This is a genomic window from Bradyrhizobium viridifuturi (assembly GCF_001238275.1).
Taxonomy (GTDB): Bacteria; Pseudomonadota; Alphaproteobacteria; order Rhizobiales; family Xanthobacteraceae; genus Bradyrhizobium; species Bradyrhizobium viridifuturi.
In genome coordinates this window covers 87,749-106,762 of sequence record NZ_LGTB01000034.1, presented here as the reverse complement: position 1 = coordinate 106,762, position 19,014 = coordinate 87,749, and the positions used below count along the sequence as shown (strand labels likewise).

The following is a 19,014-nucleotide window of genomic DNA, read 5'->3' as shown; positions in this document are numbered from 1 at the left end:
GACCGCCGTCAACGAGGCCATTAAGGCGCGGATGGCGCCGAAGCAGGCGACGCAGGCCGCGCCTGTCGATATCACCGCCAATCCCGTGGCCAAGATCGTCTTCAACCCCGAAGTCACGCCCGAGGAGCGCAGCCGCCAGATCGGCGCCCTGCTCTCGCCGGACCTTGCCGAAGAGTGCAAGGCTTCGGTCAAGCAGCTCGAGGCCTACAAGGAATATCTGGCGCAGCAGCGCACGCTGATGCAACGCAAGCTGATCGAGCTGTCGTCGACGTCTGTCTTCGCCAAGATGAAGCAGACGTTCGCGGACATGAACAAGGGCGTGCTCGACTTCCGCGAGATGATCCGGCCGCTGGTCGACAATCTCGATGCGCTCTACACGCTGCGCACCGCCGGCGACAATGTCGTGCTGGATACCTTCGCGGAGATCGAGGAGGATCGCAAGCGCGAGGCCGATTGGGATCGCCGTACCTCGGAGATCGACTCCGAAGCGCGGCAGATCACCTCCGACAAGGAGATGCTCGAGCGCGACATCGCCAAGCTGAAAACGCAGACCGGCCTGTTCGGCGGCATCAAGAAATCCGCGCAGGCCGAAATCGCCGCCAAGGAGCTCCTGATCGCCAAGCGGATCGAGGGCCTCACGACTGTCGCGACAAGGCAAAGGCGATCATCACGGAGAAGGCCGAGCGCGACGCCAAGCAAGGCAAGTTCAAATCCGAGAAGGACCAGGTCCGCAAGATGCTCGACATCTCCGGTCCCGAGCACGTCAAGCGCGTCGAAGGAATTATCAAGGCGGCGCTCGATTACATCGACAAGTCGCAGGTCACCGTCTCGGAGCTGCGCGACGAACTCGGCGGGATCGAGGGCCAGGCCGACAAGCTGGTCAAGATCAACTCGCAGATGATCACGGTGGTCGCGATCCTCGACAAGGGCATCGACCTCGCCTCCGCGGCGAACAAGGAGAAGGTGCAGGCGCTGTCGACCGCGCGCGAGGGGGAGGATACCCTTGCCCGCCTCGAGCGTGAGCGGAAGAAGAACGATTTCGAGCGCCACGTCACTGCGCTGCTCGACAGCGGGCGCGGCACCAAGAAGACCGTGGCCGATCTCGAGAAGGATGCGGTCGACGCCAACACCTTCCACGACGCCCTCGGCAAGCAGAATGTCAACCTGCGTGAGCTCTCCAGCGACGGCATCGCGAGTGTGGCCACCAGCCTGAACACCACGATCCAGGCGCTCAACAACTCGGCGCTCAATGAGGCCTCGGAGAGCGTGCGCGATTCGATGCGTGCGATGAATGCGGTGACCGACGACGTCGCCAACAAGGAAGTGATCCGCCAGGCGCTGCAGGTCGACGAGGCTTCCAAGCGGATCATGGAGAAGGTCGAGTCGATGTCGAACATCGCCGAATCGCTGCAGGCCGCCAACAAGCTGCGGGAAGACGGGCTCTCCAACATCCAGAGCCGGCTCGGCGAGCTCAGCGATGTCACCGCTACGGTGCGCGCACGATTGCAGGAAAGCATCGGCATGGACGCCAAGGAACCCGGCGCGTCGGCCGCTGCGACGGCGCCGAAGCCGGTCGACGACAAGGAGATCACGTTCGGACAGATCTGAGCTTGTTTCCCGGACCGGCACAGCCGGTCCGGGCCTTCCACCTGCAGCCTGACCGATGGACATCCCCATGGCCGACAATTTTCTGATCACCGGCAGCGACATGCTCGCCAACCGGAAGAACTTCAAGCTGGTTGGCCGGGCGGAGAAGTTCGAGGAACTGTGCACCATCCTGACGCGGATGGAAGCCAACAGCGTGATCGTCTCCGGTCCGAGCGGCGTCGGCATCACCACGCTGGCGCTGGCGCTGCAGGCCCGCAAGGCCGACGCCGACGCGCCGTTCGATATCGTCAACAAGCGGCTGTTCTGGCTCGACACCGACGGCCTGTTCGGGCTCGGCGACAACGACGCCATCGTCAAGCAATTCAAGGCGATCTTCGCCATCCTGAACCGCACCCCCGACAGTGTCCTGATTGTCGAGGACACGCTCGATCTGATCGACGCGCTGCGCAACAGCGGGCTGATGCACATCGTCAACGCGTTGACGGCGATGGTGAAGGCAAAGAAGACGCAAGTCTTCCTCGAGGTGCGCGAGGCCGACCTGACCCAGGTGCTCAAGTGCCATTCCGATTTCCGCGATCATTTCACGCTGATGGATCTGACCGAGCCGGCCGGCGCCGAGCTCGAGGAGATCGCGCTGCACGGCGCGAAAGATCTCGAGGAAAGCTACGAGGTCCGGATCGATCCGGCGGCGGTCAAGGCCGCCATCGACATGACGAGCAAGTATCGCTCCCTCGACACCGGGCTGACCGCGGCGCAGCCCGCGCGCACCCGCACCCTGCTCGATCGCGGCATGGCGCGCTATTTGCTGCGGGCGCATTCGACGCCGCCGCTGCTCGCGGAGTTGGAGGCGGAGCTGGCGCGCCTCACCGCTGGCGGAGCCCCTGCGGGAAGCGAGACGAAGGCCGCCGCCGTGCGCGCCGCGATCGCGCGCCACAAGGCCGAGTTCGCCGAATACCAGGCCAGGATCAAGGGCTACTACGCGGCGCAGCGCGAGGGCGAGAAGTCGATCGCACACATGGAGGCCCAACTGCGCGCCCTCGAGGAAGAGGAAAAGAAGCGGCACCTCGACGAGCCCGCCGGCAAGGCCTCGGCCGGCGATGCCGACTTCGATCTGATCGCAAGAGCCTCCGGCTATGCGACGCCCGAGATTCTCTCGCTGCGCGGCGACATCGCGCGGACCCAGGCCGCCGTCGACGAAAATCGCGTGAAGTACAAGGCCGTCACCAAGGAGATCAATGATCGGCTGCTGTTCACGGCGGACATGGTGATCGACGAATTCTCGCTGATCTCCGGGATCGATGCCTCCAAGCTCAAGCAGAACGACGCCGTCAAGCTGCTGAATCTCCACGGCTCGCTGAAGCGGCGCGTGTTCGGCCAGGACGAGGTGCTCGATCATGTCGATCGCGCGGTCAAGGTCTGGCGGCGGGGACGCCGCACCGACAGGCCGCTGCCGTTCCTGTTCTGCGGCGCCAGCGGCGTCGGCAAGACCGAGGTCGCCAAGGGGCTGGCGGAAGCGCTGTTCGACACCGACAAGGCGTTGAACCGCTACGACATGGGCGAGTTCATGGAGAAGAACGACGTCACCAAGCTGATCGGCGCACCTCCGGGCTATGACGGCTTCGCGGCCGGTGGCGAGATGACCAATTCGGTGCGGGCCAATCCGTATCAGGTCATGCTGTGGGACGAGATCGAGAAAGCTCATCCCGACATCTTCAATATTTGCCTCAACATCCTCGATGATGGACGCTGCCGCGACAATCTGGGCCGCAAGGTCGAGTTCGGCGACGTGGTGATGCCGATGACCACCAACATCGGCGCGGATCATGCGCTGCGGGTTGGCACCGGTCCCGGCGACCTCAGCCAGGATGAGGCCTACGAACTCACCATCCGCGACCTCAAGAAGGCCTTCCGGACCGAATTCCTGAACCGCTTCGAGGGGCGCGAGAACATCATCCTGTTCCATAAGCTCAACATGGACACGATCGAGAAGATCGTGTTCCGCGAGATCGCGCGCATCAACGCCTTCTACACGGCGCAATCGATCGAGGTGCGCTTCCCCGAAGCCCAGCTGCGCGAGTTCTGCGACAAGACCTATTCGCCCGAGATCGGCGCGCGCGGCCTGCCGGGGCGCATCAAACGCATCGAAGCAATGATCGTCGAGAAGACGATGGCGGACCCGGCCTTCAGCGGTACGCTCGACATCGGCTTCGATGCCACGAGCCGCAATTTCACGTCGAGCTGGATCCCCCATGACCGAAAAGCCGCATGACGACGCCAACGCGTTGCTGGACGGCATCGACAAGACGCTGTCCGACTTCAAGACCAACGCCTATGAGGCCAAGAAGTCCTACGACCAGTCCGAGCTCGGGCGCGCCCATCGCGACCTGACCATGCTCGGCCGGTTCTGGTCGCAGTTCGTCCGCTCCTGCGGATGGATCTACCTGACACTGATCGCGCCGGTCACCTGGCGGATCTACCGCTTCGTGCGATGGCTATTCGCCGGCTACCGCGGGCTGTGGGCGCGCTGCGTCTACGCCAAGGACGCCTATGGTGATCCGGAATTCAGCAAGGCGCGCGGCGGCATCATGATCCTGGCGACGATCACCGTCTGTTACTTTGTCTATGGCGCGGTGACGGTCGCGGCGACCCTGCCCTGGTACCTGGCCACGGTGCGCCACGATGAGCAGCTGTATCTCTCCAATTCGCAAAACCTCTCCGGTTCGCAGACCGAAGGCCTCGAGGTCCACGAGGTCTATGGTTGCGAGACGCTGCCCTGCACCGAGCAGAACACCGTGACCTTCCGGGTGCGCTCGACCTGGTTCAACGAGCTCTGGAGCATCCTCCACCACGGTTCGCTGTTCTATCCCGGCTACGTCGCCGCCGCCGTCAGCCCGGTGTTGAACCGCTGCGTCATCACCTCCTACGGCGTGCGCAGGAAATTCCTGGTGCGGTCCTGGGAGCTCTATCCCGACCTCCTACAGGTCGAATGCATGCCGACCGGCGCCGACGAAGGCAAGGACAGCAAGACGATCAACAACAGGGACTATCGGTAGGTCGCTCAATCCACCGGCCTGCTCGTTGGAGCTACCAGCCGATCAAATCTGCCGTGAAAGGAGTGGTCCCCGAGAGCGGGATCGAAAAGTCCGTCTTCGCTTTCGCTTTGCTCAAGCTACGCCGGACACGCTTCGCCGTCGCAATCTGCGAGGCTCCGCCACGCATAGCCCGCAAGGGCGGAACGTGGTGCCCAGGGGCGGGATCGAACCACCGACACTGCGATTTTCAGTCGCATGCTCTACCAACTGAGCTACCTGGGCATACCCGCGGGGCCGGAAAGGCCGAAGCGAGCGGGCGGTTTATAGAGAGGTCGGAGCGCCGTGTCCACCCGGCTTCGCGAAACGCTTTGCCGGGCGCGGCCCGCTCTGTGAAATTTCCCCAACTTGTTGGGAAAACTTGGCTATTCCGGGTCGTCGGCGTCGTCCTCGCGGCCGGGAACGACATAGTGGCCGGTCAGCCAGCGGTTGAGGTCGACATCCCGGCAGCGCGACGAACAGAACGGACGGAAGGCCTGCTCGACCGGCTTGCCGCAGATCGGGCAGGCGCGCGGGGTAGCCGGGGGCGTTCGGGCTTGGTCGGTCATGGCTCGGAGGTAGCTTACATCAATCGAGATGCAAGGGCGCTGAGGGCACGAGGTTCCTCGGCCTCACACCGCGACGGAGTTGAGCCAGCCGTGGCGGATCGGAAAGCCTTCGCCGCCGAGTAGCGTCACGGTCTCGTAGAGCGGCAGGCCAACGACGTTGGTGTAGGAGCCGACCATCTTGACCACGAAGGATCCGGCGATGCCCTGCACGGCATAGCCGCCGGCTTTGCCGCGCCATTCGCCGGAGCCGATATAGGCCTGGATATCGTCCTCGCTGAGCCGCTTGAAGCGCACGCGGGTCTCGACCAGGCGCTGGCGGAACGCCTCGCGCGGCGTCACCACGCAGATCGCGGTGTAGACGCGGTGGTTGCGGCCCGACAGCAGCCGCAGGCATTGCGCGGCCTCGTCGACCAGATTGGCCTTGGGCAGGATGCGGCGGCCGACCGCGACCACGGTGTCGGCGGCGATGATGAAGGAGCCGCGCAGATCGTCGTCGAGCTGCACCGATTTCAGCGCCGCATCGGCTTTCGCGCGCGCCAGGCGGTTGGCGCAGGCGCGCGGCAACTCGCCCCGCCGCGGGGTCTCGTCGACATCGGCCGGGCGCAGCGCGTCGGGCTCGATGCCGGCCTGGTTGAGCAGGGCCAGCCGCCGCGGCGAACCGGAAGCAAGAACGAATTTGGGACGGCCTAGCATGCGGGCTTTTGGGCTGAATCGGGGGGACGGACGCGGGCGGAACCTATCGGATGGGGCATGGATGCACAACCTTGGAACCGGCCGCGAATCGCGCTCCCGCTTGGAGACAAGGCCCCATAAGCACAGCTGTTTGTCAGTCTGGCGACAAGGGCCGAACCTGCGAATCGGAACACGCCGCGTGTTCGCCTCAAAGGTTCGCCGCGGCCTTGGCGAAGCGGCGGCGGATCCGCATCAGGAGGCCGTCGCAGACCTCGCGATAGGCGGCGAGCTTCTGCTCGCGATTGCCGCTGGTGCCGGTCGGGTCGTGCGTCGGCCAGTACTCGACATCGGCGGCGAGCGTCCTGGTCAGGTCCAGCGCCTTGTGGTGCGCCTCCGGCGACAGTGTGATGATGAGGTCGAAGTTCAGCCCCTCCCAGTCCTCGAGCTCCTCGAAGGTCTGCGGCTTGTGGCCGGAAATGTCCTGGCCGAACTCGGCCATGACGGAGACCGCGAACGGATCGAGCTCGCCCTTCTTGACGCCGGCCGAGCGCACATAGAGGCCTTGCGGGAACATCTGCTGCAGCAGGCTTTCGGCCATCGGCGAGCGCACGGCATTGTGGCCGCATGCGAACAGCACGGCCTGCGGGGTGCGCGCGCTTGGCGCTGCCATGCGATCAGGCTTTTTTCGACCGGGGTACGCCCCCGTCAATCGCGTCGACGATCATGCGCCCCTCGTTTCGGCGCATGATCCGATCCGAAAACCGGTAGCCACTTTTCGGGATCATGCGCCTTCACCCTTCCAGTGCAGCACAGTGATCAGCGTGAACAGCCGCCGCGCGGTCTCGAAGTCGACGCGCACTTTGCCCTTGAGCCGTTCCTGCAGCGTGCGTGAGCCCTCGTCATGGATGCCGCGGCGGCCCATGTCGATCGCCTCGATCTTGTCCGGCGTCGCGGTACGGATCGCCTGATAGTAGCTGTCGCAGATCATGAAGTAGTCCTTCACGACGCGGCGGAACGGCGTCAGCGACAACAGATGCGCCACGACAGGCGTGCCGTCTTCCTTCCTGATATCGAACATCAGGCGGTTGCCGGTGATCGCGATATGCAGGGTATACGGCCCCGGCCCGGCGACGCCTTCGGGCGCGAACAGGTTCTGCTCGACCAGGTCGTAGATCGCAATCGCCCGCTCATGCTCGATGTCGGGCCCGGAACGGCCGATCGATTCCTCGTCGAGCGTCACCGCGACGATGCGATTGTTGGAATCCTCGTCGTCTGGTGGCTTGTTCATGAGAGGTTGAGGCGCAATCCGACGGAACGTGAATGGGCATCGAGACCCTCGGCCTGGCCGAGCGTCATCGCGGCGGGCCCGAGCGCGCGAAGCTGATCCGGCCCGCACCGCAGGATCGAGGTTCGCTTCATGAAGTCAAGCACCCCGAGGCCGGAAGAGAACCGGGCCGAGCGCGCCGTGGGCAGCACGTGGTTGGAGCCGCCGACATAGTCACCGATCGCCTCCGGGGTATGGGCCCCGAGGAAGATCGCGCCGGCATTGCGGACCTTTTTCGACAGGCCCTCGGCGTCCGCGGTCATGATCTCCAGATGCTCCGCCGCGATGGCATTGGCGAGCTCGACCGCGTCGTCGAGCTTCGCCACCTTGATGACGGCGCCGAATTCGTCCCACGAGGCGCGGGCAATCGCCGCACGCGGCAGCGTCGCGAGCTGCGCCTCGACCGCGCGCTCGACGTCGGCGGCGAGCCGCGCGCTGTCGGTGATCAGGATCGACTGCGCGCTGACGTCATGCTCGGCCTGCGCCAGCAGATCGGCCGCGATCCAGTCGGCATTGCCGGTGTCGTCGGCGATGACCAACACCTCGGAGGGGCCGGCGATCATGTCGATGCCGACTTTGCCGAACACCAGCCGCTTGGCGGCGGCGACATAGGCGTTGCCGGGGCCGACGATCTTGGCCACCGGCGCGACCGTCGCCGTGCCATAGGCCAAGGCGGCCACCGCCTGGGCGCCGCCGACACGGTAGATCTCGGAGACGCCGCCGAGATGGGCGGCCGCGAGCACCAGCGGGTTGAGCTTGCCGTCCGGCGCCGGCACCACCATCACCACGCGCGGCACGCCGGCGACCTTGGCCGGCACCGCATTCATCAGCACCGAGGACGGATAGGCCGCGGTACCGCCCGGCACGTAGAGCCCGACCGCATCGACCGCGCTCCAGCGCCAGCCGAGCTCGACGCCGGCGGCATCGGTGAAGCGCTCGTCCTTCGGCAGCTGGCGGCGATGGAAGGTCTCGATCCGGTCGCGCGCGAATTTCAGCGCCTCGACGGTCTTGGGGTCGCAGGCTGCGACCGCGGCGTCGATCTCGGCCGGCATGATGCGCAGGCCGGCGGCGTCGATATCGAGCCGGTCGAACTTCTTGGTCGCCTCGAGCAGCGCCGCATCACCACGGGCCGCCACGTCGTCGACGATGGCGCGGGTGGCGCGCTCGACGTCGGCCGATACCTCGCGCTTGGCCGCCAGGAAGTCGCGGAAACGCTGGTCGAAATCGGCGCTCTGTCGGTCCAGGCGAACGGGCATGGCGGCTTTCTGAAAAGGACTCTTGGTCCCTGCTCAATGGCGCGGCGGATAATGGCCGTCAACCCTTGGCTCCCGTCGTCCCGGCGAAAGCCGGGACCACGGCCGAGAGTTACCCAGGCCCCACCCCGAGGTCGTCGGGTCCCAGATCGGTCAGTTCGCACTCCAGGCATTCGACATCGAGCCGCAGCGCCCCGCCATGGCCGAACATCAGCAGCGCGCTGCCGCCCGGCGGGTCGGAGGCGTGGAATTCGATCCCGAGCAGTTCCAGGGCCGCCTCCGGGGCTTCGAGGTCGATATTGCGCGACTTGCATGCCAGCACTCGGTCGAACCTGAGCGCGGCAATCAGCCGGCGCGAGCAGGTGCCGCCGGACAGGGTCTGCTCCCAGTCGAGCCGGTTCAGGCCGACCACGAGGCGCTTCTCGTCCTGCCGCCAGATGATGTCGGCGGGCTGGACGCGGGCGTCCTGCACATGGGCGGAGATGACCGCGAGGTCATCGGCGTCGAGGGCGATCAGTTTCAGCGGTGGGGGTGAGGACATGCGATGACTATAACGCCTTGCGGCCCGGGAGGTACCAGTGGCCGCAAGGAAATCCCGCTCGAGGGAACCGGCGGGCACACGAGCAAAATACCGAAAACAACCCCATGCAAAGGAGCTGGAAGCTCCGCGGCATGACCCGATCCCCGGTTGTGCATTGTAAATTTGCGTAGGTCGGGCAGGCCCGACTTGCGTTGGGGGAGGGTTGGGGAGCGGGGTAAGCCTCGGGCGAGGTAATCGATGAAGCGATGGGCTTCGCAACCTTGAATGCGCGGATTGGAATGCATTTCGAGAGCGCACGCCGTGTGGCCCCTCTCCCTAACCCTCCCCCGCAAGGGGGAGGGAACCCTTCCGCCAGTGCTTCCCTTACGCAACAGCCTGCCAAGTCCGCATTGGATGGCGTTGCGAAGTGCGAAGCACACAGCCCCGGCCCTCACCCCTTGATGAACGCCAGCAGGTCCGCGTTGATCATCTCGGCCTCCGTCGTCGGCATGCCGTGCGGGAAACCCTTGTAGGTCTTCAGCGTGCCGTTCTTCAGAAGCTTGGCCGAGAGCGGGCCGGAATCGGCATAGGGCACGATCTGGTCGTCGTCGCCGTGCATCACCAGTACCGGCACGTTGATCTTCTTCAGATCCTCGGTGAAATCGGTCTGCGAGAACGCGACGATGCCGTCGTAATGCGCCTTGGCGCCGCCCATCATGCCCTGCCGCCACCAGTTCTGGATCACGGCTTCCGACGGCTTCGCACCTGGCCGGTTATAGCCATAGAACGGGCCCGCGGGGAGATCGCGGTAGAACTGCGAGCGGTTGGCCGCGAGCTGCGCCTGCAGGCCGTCGAACACCGATTTCGGCAGGCCGCCCGGATTATTCGCCGTCTGCACCATCAGAGGCGGCACCGCGCTCAGGATCGCGGCCTTCGCCACCCGGCTCTCGCCGTGACGGGCGATGTAGTGCACCACCTCACCGCCGCCGGTGGAATGACCGACATGGACGGCGTTCTTCAGGTCGAGATGCGCGGTAACCGCCGCGAGGTCGTCGGCATAGTGGTCCATGTCATGGCCGTCGGCGACCTGGGCGGAGCGGCCGTGACCGCGGCGGTCATGGGCAACGACGCGGAAGCCATGGTTGAGGAAGAACAGCATCTGCGCATCCCAATCGTCCGACGACAGCGGCCAGCCATGGCTGAACACGATCGGCTGTCCCGAACCCCAATCCTTGTAGAAGATATCGACGCCGTCTTTGGTGGTGATGATGGGCATTTGATTGCTCCTCTTGTTGCTGATCTTTCCAGGTCCGGCACGCCAGGCGTGAACGGATCTCGAGCGACGGCGCGTGTTCTCGACACGTCACCGCGCATCATCTTCTATGCTGTGCGTCGTCTTGAAGTGATGTCATTCTCGCCTGGATCAGACGAAATTGACCGGCCTGAACCGGCGCCATGCGCCGATGATCATCACGACGAAGAACACCAGCACGATGCCCTGCACTGCCCCGAATACCGGCCCGGACGGCGGGTTCGGCGGCACGGCCGGCGCCAGCGCCTGCAGCGCGGGCACCTTGAGGAAGCTCTGGATCACCAGCACGAAGACGTTGAGATAGAGCGAGACCATCGCGGTCACGATATAGATCGGACGCCAGGCACCCTTGAGCTGCATCGCATAGAGCGCGATGCAGGCGATCGCGAGCAGCACCAGCGAGAGGCCGCCGATGATGTGCGACGGCAGCAGCTTCTCGGTCACCAAAGGCGGGATCACAAAGCCGGTGGCGTTGGTCAGGATCGTGAGGATGAGGAAGATCGAGGTCAGCCCGGGCATCGCGCGCGAGCCGAGCAGGCCGAACATCACGACCACACCGGCGACAATCGCAATCAGGCTGATGATGACGTGGACAAGCACGATCGTCGACATGTGGTGCACTCTCCGTTGAGAACCCACGCCACGTTACGATGCATCTTCGAAAATTGCTACATGGTTCGATGGCAGGACGGCCGACATCTCATGAAATGATGCCGGTTCTCGCCAAGAGAATTGGCGCCGATGCTGCGCGCCGAAGCACGTGCGCGTCGGAGACCTTGAATCAATAGTAGCGCGGGATCGGCCCGTCATGCGGCGTCTTGCGCTTCGACAGGTCGAACAGCACCTCGTCGACATAGCACCAGCCCCAGCCTTCCGGCGGATCGTAGCCCTCGATCACGGGATGGCCGGTGGCGTGGAAATGCGCCGTCGCATGCCGGTTCGGCGAGTCGTCGCAGCAGCCGACATGGCCGCAGGTTCGGCAGATCCGCAGATGCAGCCAGCGGCTGCCGCTCTTCAGGCATTCCTCGCAGCCGCGCGCACTCGGCGTGACGTCCTGGATGCCGGCGATATGGGTGCAGCCTTTTGGCATTGAGCCTCCTACAGCGACGGACTGCCGGCATCGGCGAGATAGCCGTGCAGCGCGGCGACGACCTGCGCGCCCTCGCCGATCGCACCGCCGACGCGCTTGACCGAGCCGGAGCGGACGTCGCCGACCGCGAACACGCCGGGCACCGTGGTCTCGAGCAGCGGCACGGCGGGCGCGCCCTCGCCGTTCTGCACGCCGGTCATCACAAAGCCGCCGCGGTCGACCTGCACGCCGCAGCCCTCGAGCCAGCCGGTCGCCGGATCGGCGCCGACGAACAGGAAGAGGTTGCGGATATCCATGGTGAATTCGTCGGGGGCGAGCCGGCTGCGCCAGCGCACCCGCTCCAGCGTCTCCGCGCCCTCAAGCCCGATCACCTCGGTGTTGAACATCAATTCGATGTTCGGCGTCGCCTCGATGCGCTCGATCAGATAACGCGACATGCTGGCCCCGAGCCCGCCGCCGCGGATCATCATGTTGACCCGGCGGGCATGCGCCGACAGATACACCGCCGCCTGGCCTGCGGAGTTGCCGCCGCCCACCAGCACGACGTCCTGGTTGGCGCAAAGCCGCGCCTCGATCGGCGAAGCCCAGTACCAGACGCCGCGGCCTTCATAGTTCTCCAGATTGTCGATCACCGGCCGGCGATAGCGCGCCCCGCTTGCCACCACCACCGACTTGGCGCGCAGCGTATGCCCGCATCCGGTGGCGAGCGCGAACGCACCCGACGCCTTCGAGCAGTCGAGCGACTTGATCGAGACCGGGATCAGCATCTCGGCACCGAATTTCTGCGCCTGGTTGAAGGCGCGCCCGGCCAACGCCTGGCCGGTGATGCCGGTCGGGAATCCCAGATAATTCTCGATCCGCATGCTGGCGCCGGCCTGGCCGCCGAAAGCGCGCGAATCGAACACCGCGACCGACAGGCCCTCGGAGGCCGCATAGACCGCGGTGGAGAGCCCGGCCGGGCCGCTGCCGACCACCGCAACGTCGTAGAGCTTCTCATGCGCGCCTTTGCCGATCATGCCGAGCGCCATCGCAAGCGCGGTTTCGGACGGATTGCGCAGCACCGTGCCGTTCGGACAGACCACGAGCGGCAGCTCGGCGCGCGTCGGCGAGTAGCGCGCGACGAGGTCGGCGGCATCCTTGTCGGTCTCGGGATCGAGCACGTGGTGCGGCTGGCCGTTGCGCGCCAGGAAATTCTGCAGCGGCGCCGTGTTGCCGACCGACGCCGAACCGATCAGCACCGGCCCGCCGGCACCGCCCTGGATCAGGCTGACGCGGCGCAGGATCAGCGCGCGCATGATGCGCTCGCCGAGGTCGGCCTCGGCCACCAGGAGCGCGCGCAGCCGCTCGGGCGGCAGCAGCAGGGTCTCGACGGCGCCGTCGGCGTGGCCGTCGACCAGCGCCGGACGGCCGGAGAGCTGACCGATCTCGGCGAGAAACTGTCCCGGGCCCTGGTCGATGACCGGCGTGACGTGGCCGAGGCCGTCGCGCTGGGTGATCGCGATATTGCCCGACAGCACCACGAACATGCCGGGCCCCGGCGTCCCGGTCTCGAACAGCGCCTCGCCGTCCTTGTACGAACGCGGTTCGCCGAAGCGGCGCATCCGCTCGATCTCATGCGCTGTTAGGGTCGGAAAGGTCTGCTCATGGCGCGGGAAGGCGTAGGCCGTTGCGTTCAGGCGATTGATTGTCGTCTCATCGATTGCAGCCATGTCGGCGACCCGCTTCTCTCTTTGCACACACCCGAGCCGGGGTTAGCGGCCCGGCTCGCTTCCGCCGGCGTCATCCGGCGAGACGTGATCTAGCGAGCCGTCTGCCGGTTCGGAAGCCACATCCTCGCGACCGCGAGCCTGGGATTTTCGCCGCTTCAGGTTTTCGCGCAGCGCCAGCTTGAGGCGATCCTGCCGCGAATCCTTCAGGCGGGCTCCGGCCTGCCCGCCGCCACTGTCCCGATCACCCGTCATTGCTGAACTCTCGAACCGCCGACGCCATTGCGCGCGCCGAGCATAGACAATGGCCGCCGCGCGCGCACCCTGCCCGGTCGGCCAGTTGCGCACGGCGACATGATTCGGCCGCAGGCGGATCGGAGCGTTCCGGCGCGATCGGGAACCCAATCGGGCCGAAATCGGCCGGATTGGTCGAAATCACCGGCGCGGAACGCGATTTCTGCCGATTTGCCCGGCAGGAGGGACGCTGTTTCGCTTGCGCGAAGGGGAGGCCTGTGGCAAGAACCGCCCGCTTGGACGGGCCCATCGGGCCGATTCAATTATTCCCGGGCATGCTGCCGTAGCTCAGTGGTAGAGCACTCCATTGGTAATGGAGAGGTCGACAGTTCAATCCTGTCTGGCAGCACCAGGATCTTCGCAAGCTATGGTCGTCACAAGCACGCGGCGGGTCGCGTGCCACGCATCAGTGCGCCAGCAGCGCACCTGCCCCGCCGATCATCAGCACGACGTAGAACGCGAACACACTGCCGACCCATTTCCAATCGATCTCTCCGTGCTCGGGGCTAAGGCTTTCGATGATGCCGTGCATGATGATTTCCTTGAGAAGTCGCATGCTCGGCGTATAGACCTCGCCCCGAGCACGTCATGTGACTCATTTCACATTCGCCACCGCGGAGCGGACCCAAGAGTGACCGGCCCAGAACTAAGAAAATTGCGCGACCATCTCGGCGAGGCGCTCGGCCGCAAGCTGACGGCGGCGGACATGGCGAAGCTGTGCGGGTTGCCGGCGGCCGGTGGCGCCGAAAAGCTCCGCAAGTGGGAAGTCACCGGCCCGACCCCGAAGGTCGCGGGCCTGCTGCGCGTGCTGGCGATGGCGAGCGAGCACTATCCGATCCTGGAGAAGTTCGACGTGTTCGATCGCCACGACGTTCCGGTCAAGGAGCGCGCCGCGCGCCGCGAAGCGTTCCGCGAGCAGATCCGCGACGACGTGCGCAAGCGGCTCGATTGACGAGCGGCCCGATGAGCCGATGCGGCTTGGTTAACGGCAGAAGCGTGCCGCGCGCGGCGCGTTAAGCCTTCCGTCACTCCGCTTTAAGCGTTCGTTAGGCACAACAAAACGTTTCGCCGCAAAGGGTGCGACTTAACGCGCCAAACCGTCTTTCGGTGAGAAATTTTATTCAAATGCGGTCTAACCCCTCGGCCATGGATGGCGCCACTCACGCTGCGCCTCATGACTTGTCCGGAGACTGCCTTATGAAGACGTTCCTGCTCGCAACCGCAGCCGCAGCGGCTGCCCTCGCTGCCTTTGGCGCGACCGCTCACGCCGCCGACTTCAACCGCGGCTATTACCAGAAGGCGCCCGCGCCTGTTTACGCCGCGCCGCTCTACAACTGGACCGGCTTTTATCTCGGCGGCCATCTCGGCGGCGTGTTCTCGGGCAGCAACAACGCCTTCAACGGCCTCGCGCTGACCAATTCCGATGCCCGCTTCATGGGCGGCGTGCAGGCCGGCTACGACTGGCAGCTGTCGCCGATGTGGGTGATCGGCGTCGAAGGCCAGTATTCCTGGCTCGGCGGTCACCAGCTCAACGCGATCTTCCCGGGTGGCTACGCCTACAACAACAACCAGCGCGGCATCGGCTCGATCACCGGCCGCGTCGGCTACACCTGGGGCCCGGGCATGATCTACGTGAAGGGCGGCTACGCCTATTCCGACAACAACGAGACGGTGACGCTCGGCGGCGCGCCGGTCGGCTTTGCGCTCACCGACAACCACAGCAACGGCTGGACCATCGGCGGCGGCGCCGAATACATGTTCGCGCCGAACTGGTCGGCCAAGGTCGAGTACCAGTACTACGACTTCGGCGACAGCCGCTTCAGCGCGCCGGCCGCGCTGGTGCCGGTCGGCAGCTTCCACAATGACGAGCACACGGTGAAGGCGGGCCTCAACTACCGCTTCAACCTCGGCAATCTCGGCGGCCCCGCCTACGGCCGCTACTAAAGTTACACACCACCTCAACCAAGAGTAGAAGGGCCGGCGCAAGCCGGCCTTTTTGCGTCCGTTCGCGCGCATCGATTCCGCACAGCGAACCACGCCCGTGTGTGGAAGCCCTGAAAAATCCAGCAGATCGTCGCAATTTTCCCGATTTTGTTAACCCGCCGCACCGATACTCCCGCGCCGGGGAAACATCCAAGAGTAGTGGCCAGGGGTAGTGGGCCAGGGGGTACGGGGGCAATGGCGTTTCGGTTCAAGCTCGGCAAACTCAATCTTAAGCGCATCCGCCTGCCGCAGATGGGCGTCAGGGGCAGCCTGTTCGCGGCATTCGCCGTGATCGCAGCCATGGCGCTGGTGATCAGCGCAGGCGCCGGCATCGTGCTGCATCAGCTCGGCGGCACCATGAGCGATCTCTCCGGCCGCGATATTCCGCGGCTTGCCGCGAGCCTGCAGCTCTCCGCGCAGAGCGCCTCGCTCGCAGCCCAGGGTCCCGGCCTGCTCGCCGTGCAGAGCGAGGATGCGCTGAACGAGCGCACCAAGAAAGTGCAGGAGGTCGCGCAGCAGACCAACGCCAAGCTTGGCGAGATCATCGAACTCGGCGCCGACAAATCCGTCGTCAGCGCGCTGCAGGAAAACGTCAAGAACACCGACGAGGCGACCAAGAGCCTGATCTCGGCGGCGCGCGAGCGGCTCGAGGTCGGCGCGCTGCGCGACAAGCAGTACAACGCGCTGCGCAAGGCGCAAGGCGCCTTCGCCTCCGCAGCCGGTCCCGCAATGCTCGACGCGCAGACCCGGCTCAACGCCATCCTCGCCTCGGCCGAGGTTTCCGCCGACGACGCCACCGAAGCGGCCCGCACCGTCGGGCAGATCAGCAACGTGCTGTCCATCGGCAATCTGATGGCCGCCGACATGACCGCGGCGCTGTCGGCCAATTCCAGCGAGACGCTCGATGCGATCGAGGCGGAGTTCAAGAAGGGCCGCGAACGCATCAAATCGAACCTCGACGATCTGCCGAACAATCCGGCGATCGTCGCCGTGCGCGACACCGCGCAGAAGCTGCTCGTGCTCGGCGAAGGCAAGACCGGCGTGTTCAAGGTCCGCCAGAAGGAGCTCGACTCGATCGATTACGGCCAGACCATCCTGGAGGAGACCCGCAAGCTCAATGTCGGGCTCGGCATCAGCGTGCAGCAGCTGGTCGATGCAGTCCAGAAGGAGACCGACGCCTCGACCTTCCAGGCGCGGCAGCAGATCTCGCTCGCGACCACCGTCATGATCGGCCTCGGGGCGCTGACCTTGGTCGGCTCGTTCCTGTTCGTCTGGCTCTATGTCGGGCGCAACATCCTGCGCCGCATCCGCGGCCTGCAGCGCTCGATGCAGCTATTGTCCGACGGCGACCTCGACACCGAGATCCCGCAGAGCCGCCAGCGCGACGAGATCGCCGTGATGGCCGACGCGCTGCAGGTGTTCCGCGAGAGCATGATCGAGAGCCGCGAGCTCACCGAGAACCAGAACAAGGACCGCTCCGCCAAGGCGGAGCGCGCCTCGCGCATGGAGACCCAGATCACGACGTTCGAATCGACGGTCCGCAACGCGCTAGGCAGCCTGCAGACCGCGGCGAACTCGATGCAGTCGACCGCGCAGAGCATGTCGGCGACCGCCGACCAGTCGAGCGCATTGGTCAACGCGGTGGCCTCGGCCGCCGAGGAGACCTCGGTCAACGTGCAGACGGTGTCGGCCGGCACCGAGGAGCTGTCGTCCTCGATCCAGGAGATCAGCCGCCAGGTCGTCACCTCGGCCGAGATCGCCCGCAAGGCCGTCGAAGAAGCCAGCGCCACCGACAGCACGATGCAGGGCCTTGCCGACAACGCCGCGCGGATCAGCGTCGTGGTCGATTTGATCCAGACCATCGCCTCGCAGACCAACCTCTTGGCGCTCAACGCCACCATCGAGGCGGCGCGCGCGGGCGAAGCCGGCCGCGGCTTTGCCGTGGTCGCCTCCGAGGTGAAGAACCTGGCGAGCCAGACCGCGAAAGCGACCGAGGAGATCCGCCAGCAGATCGTCAGCATGCAGGAGGTGACGACGACCGCGGTCTCCGCGATCCGCAACATCTCGAGCACGATCGGCGAGATCAACGACGTCACCACCGCGATCGCCGCCGCCGTCGAGGAGCAGGGCGCGGCGACCCGCGAGATCGCCCGCAACATCCAGCACGCCGCCGGAGGCACCAGCGAGGTGTCGAGCAACATCGTCGGCGTTTCGACCGCCTCGGCCGAGGCCGGCGCCGCCGCCGGCGAGGTGCTGAGCGCCTCCGACGCCTTGCGCCGCGAGGCCGACGTGCTGCGCTCGGAGATCGACGGTTTCCTGTCGAACATCCGCGCCGCCTAGCAGGGCTCTGTGCGATCCGTAGCCCGGCTTGATCCGGGCTACGGAATTCGGGCGCATCCGCACCGTTTTCTCCGGACGGCTATCTGATTTTCGGCTGGCGCGGCGGCCCATGTCCCGCTAAGCCCGTAGCATGGACAAGAAGACCGACAGCCTGCCCTCCTCGGCGGAGGCATTGCGATACCCCTGGGAGAACCACCCCGGCCACGACCAGGTCGTGGAGGTGGCGCCCGGCGTGCTGTGGGCGCGGCTGAAGCTGCCGTTCCGCCTCAACCATGTGAACATCTATCTGCTCGCCGACGGCGACGGTTGGACCATGGTGGATGCCGGCTTCGGCAACGAGGAATCGATCGCGGCCTGGACCACGCTGTTCGAAGGACCGCTGAAGCACGTCAAGGTCAAGCGGCTGATCGTGACGCACTCGCATCCCGACCATGTCGGTCTCGCCGGCTGGATCACCGAGCGCTTCAACTGCCCGCTGTTCATGTCGCAGGTCGAGTACCTGCAATCGGTCTATCACCAGAACCGCGGCACCGAGGAACGGCGCAATGCGCAGCGGCTGTTCTTCCGCCGCCACGGCATGGACGAGGACCTCACCGAGAAGCTGCTCGGCCGCGGCCAGGACTATCTGAAGCGGGTGTCGGTGCTGCCGCCGTCCTATCACCGCCTGACCCATGGCGACGAAGTCGTGATCGGCTCAAGGCGCTTCAAGGTGATCACCGGCGGCGGACACGCGCTCGACCAGGTGATGCTGTATTGCGCCGCCGACAAGCTGTTCCTCTCCGCCGATCAGGTGCTGAGCAAGATCTCGCCCAATGTCAGCGTCTGGGCGGTCGAACCCGAGCAGAACTCGCTCGGCGAATACCTGGCCTCGCTGGCCAGCCTGACCACGACCTTGCCCTATGACGTGATGGTGCTGCCCGGCCACGGCGTGCCGTTCTACGGGCTGAAGACCCGGATCAAGCAGCTCGCCGATCACCATGAGGAGCGCTGCCGGCTGATCGCCGAGGCCTGCCGCGAGGTGCCGCAGACCTCCAAGGAACTGGTGCCGGTGGTGTTCCACAAGCACGTGCTGGACGAGCACCAGATGGGCTTTGCCGCCGGCGAGCTGGTCGCCCATGTCAACTACATGCTGGTCGAGGGCCGCCTGACGGCCGAAATGCACGGCGACGGCATGCTGCGCTTCAAGACGACCTGAACCCGCCGCGGGCGGCCGCCCCCGGCGATTTGAGCAAAATCAAACCAAATATCGCCAGATAGGGCAATTTGCCCAACTGC

19 protein-coding genes and 2 tRNA genes are annotated in these 19,014 nt (G+C 65.5%); 8 read left to right on the top strand and 13 right to left on the bottom strand.

All coding sequences use genetic code 11. The annotated features are described in order from the left end of the window. Positions 1 to 735: 735 nt before the first annotated feature. The 3 genes from ALC15_RS44580 to ALC15_RS28155 all read left to right on the top strand — a co-directional run bounded on the left by ALC15_RS44580 (position 736) and on the right by ALC15_RS28155 (position 4,661). Positions 736 to 1,608 carry a hypothetical protein gene (locus ALC15_RS44580; RefSeq protein WP_162240518.1) on the top strand — a complete coding sequence of 291 codons (873 nt, stop codon included), beginning with the start codon at positions 736 to 738 and terminating at the stop codon, positions 1,606 to 1,608. Positions 1,609 to 1,675: 67 nt separating this feature from the next. Continuing rightward, a complete protein-coding gene (locus tag ALC15_RS28160) occupies positions 1,676 to 3,877 on the top strand; it encodes an AAA family ATPase (protein WP_050630092.1) in 2,202 nt (733 codons plus the stop codon). Next, entirely contained in the window at positions 3,858 to 4,661 is an 804-nt protein-coding gene (locus tag ALC15_RS28155) for a hypothetical protein (protein ID WP_050630091.1), read from the top strand. The genes ALC15_RS28160 and ALC15_RS28155 overlap by 20 nt, the downstream gene beginning before the upstream one ends. A 185-nt stretch (positions 4,662 to 4,846) precedes the next feature. On the opposite strand, the gene ALC15_RS28150 is transcribed toward ALC15_RS28155, so the two are convergent. The 12 genes from ALC15_RS28150 to ALC15_RS44910 form a co-directional block, all read right to left on the bottom strand. Beyond that, positions 4,847 to 4,922 (bottom strand) — tRNA-Phe (locus ALC15_RS28150). Between the two features lie 140 nt (positions 4,923 to 5,062). Beyond that, entirely contained in the window at positions 5,063 to 5,245 is a 183-nt protein-coding gene (gene yacG / locus ALC15_RS28145; protein WP_050630090.1) for a DNA gyrase inhibitor YacG, read from the bottom strand. A 63-nt stretch (positions 5,246 to 5,308) separates the two neighbouring features. Beyond that, the gene (locus ALC15_RS28140) at positions 5,309 to 5,938 is read right to left on the bottom strand and encodes a Maf-like protein (protein ID WP_050630089.1); all 630 of its coding nucleotides are present in this window, start codon (positions 5,936 to 5,938) and stop codon (positions 5,309 to 5,311) included. A gap of 187 nt (positions 5,939 to 6,125) precedes the next feature. Continuing rightward, on the bottom strand, positions 6,126 to 6,587 hold the full coding sequence (locus ALC15_RS28135; RefSeq protein WP_021076517.1) for an arsenate-mycothiol transferase ArsC: 462 nt from the start codon (positions 6,585 to 6,587) through the stop codon (positions 6,126 to 6,128). A 111-nt stretch (positions 6,588 to 6,698) separates the two neighbouring features. Beyond that, positions 6,699 to 7,205, bottom strand: coding sequence for a UPF0262 family protein (locus ALC15_RS28130; RefSeq protein WP_050630088.1), 507 nt, complete (start codon positions 7,203 to 7,205; stop codon positions 6,699 to 6,701). Continuing rightward, complete coding sequence (gene hisD, locus ALC15_RS28125) at positions 7,202 to 8,497, bottom strand: histidinol dehydrogenase (RefSeq protein ID WP_050630087.1); 1,296 nt, start codon at positions 8,495 to 8,497, stop codon at positions 7,202 to 7,204. The genes ALC15_RS28130 and hisD overlap by 4 nt, the downstream gene beginning before the upstream one ends. Positions 8,498 to 8,606: 109 nt before the next feature. Then, positions 8,607 to 9,035: a DUF2948 family protein gene (locus ALC15_RS28120; protein WP_050630086.1), complete on the bottom strand. Its 429-nt coding sequence runs from the start codon at positions 9,033 to 9,035 to the stop codon at positions 8,607 to 8,609. 430 nt (positions 9,036 to 9,465) lie between these two features. Then, positions 9,466 to 10,290 (bottom strand): alpha/beta fold hydrolase, encoded by an 825-nt coding sequence (locus ALC15_RS28115; protein ID WP_050630085.1) that lies wholly within the window; start codon positions 10,288 to 10,290, stop codon positions 9,466 to 9,468. A gap of 147 nt (positions 10,291 to 10,437) precedes the next feature. Beyond that, complete coding sequence (locus ALC15_RS28110) at positions 10,438 to 10,938, bottom strand: hypothetical protein (RefSeq protein ID WP_050630084.1); 501 nt, start codon at positions 10,936 to 10,938, stop codon at positions 10,438 to 10,440. Between the two features lie 169 nt (positions 10,939 to 11,107). Continuing rightward, positions 11,108 to 11,416, bottom strand: a complete 309-nt coding sequence (locus ALC15_RS28105) for a UBP-type zinc finger domain-containing protein (RefSeq protein WP_050630083.1) — start codon at positions 11,414 to 11,416, stop codon at positions 11,108 to 11,110. Positions 11,417 to 11,424: 8 nt separating this feature from the next. Next, a complete protein-coding gene (locus ALC15_RS28100) occupies positions 11,425 to 13,125 on the bottom strand; it encodes an FAD-dependent oxidoreductase (RefSeq protein ID WP_050630082.1) in 1,701 nt (566 codons plus the stop codon). 42 nt (positions 13,126 to 13,167) lie between these two features. Then, the gene (locus ALC15_RS44910; RefSeq protein ID WP_347336319.1) at positions 13,168 to 13,470 is read right to left on the bottom strand and encodes a hypothetical protein; all 303 of its coding nucleotides are present in this window, start codon (positions 13,468 to 13,470) and stop codon (positions 13,168 to 13,170) included. 223 nt (positions 13,471 to 13,693) lie between these two features. On the opposite strand from ALC15_RS44910, the gene ALC15_RS28090 reads away from it, so the two are divergent. Next, a tRNA-Thr gene (locus tag ALC15_RS28090) sits at positions 13,694 to 13,768 on the top strand. A 54-nt stretch (positions 13,769 to 13,822) separates the two neighbouring features. On the opposite strand, the gene ALC15_RS45550 is transcribed toward ALC15_RS28090, so the two are convergent. After that, positions 13,823 to 13,972 (bottom strand): hypothetical protein, encoded by a 150-nt coding sequence (locus tag ALC15_RS45550; RefSeq protein ID WP_210168606.1) that lies wholly within the window; start codon positions 13,970 to 13,972, stop codon positions 13,823 to 13,825. Between the two features lie 75 nt (positions 13,973 to 14,047). Here ALC15_RS45550 and ALC15_RS28085 point away from each other — a divergent pair, with 75 nt between their 5' ends. The 4 genes from ALC15_RS28085 (at position 14,048) to ALC15_RS28070 (ending at position 18,934) form a co-directional block, all read left to right on the top strand. Further along, positions 14,048 to 14,368, top strand: a complete 321-nt coding sequence (locus ALC15_RS28085; protein WP_050630081.1) for a hypothetical protein — start codon at positions 14,048 to 14,050, stop codon at positions 14,366 to 14,368. Positions 14,369 to 14,613: 245 nt separating this feature from the next. Next, positions 14,614 to 15,360 (top strand): outer membrane protein, encoded by a 747-nt coding sequence (locus tag ALC15_RS28080; protein WP_050630080.1) that lies wholly within the window; start codon positions 14,614 to 14,616, stop codon positions 15,358 to 15,360. A 234-nt stretch (positions 15,361 to 15,594) separates the two neighbouring features. Continuing rightward, positions 15,595 to 17,739: a methyl-accepting chemotaxis protein gene (locus tag ALC15_RS28075; protein WP_050630079.1), complete on the top strand. Its 2,145-nt coding sequence runs from the start codon at positions 15,595 to 15,597 to the stop codon at positions 17,737 to 17,739. A gap of 130 nt (positions 17,740 to 17,869) precedes the next feature. Continuing rightward, a complete protein-coding gene (locus ALC15_RS28070) occupies positions 17,870 to 18,934 on the top strand; it encodes an MBL fold metallo-hydrolase (RefSeq protein ID WP_050630078.1) in 1,065 nt (354 codons plus the stop codon). Positions 18,935 to 19,014: the final 80 nt, after the last annotated feature.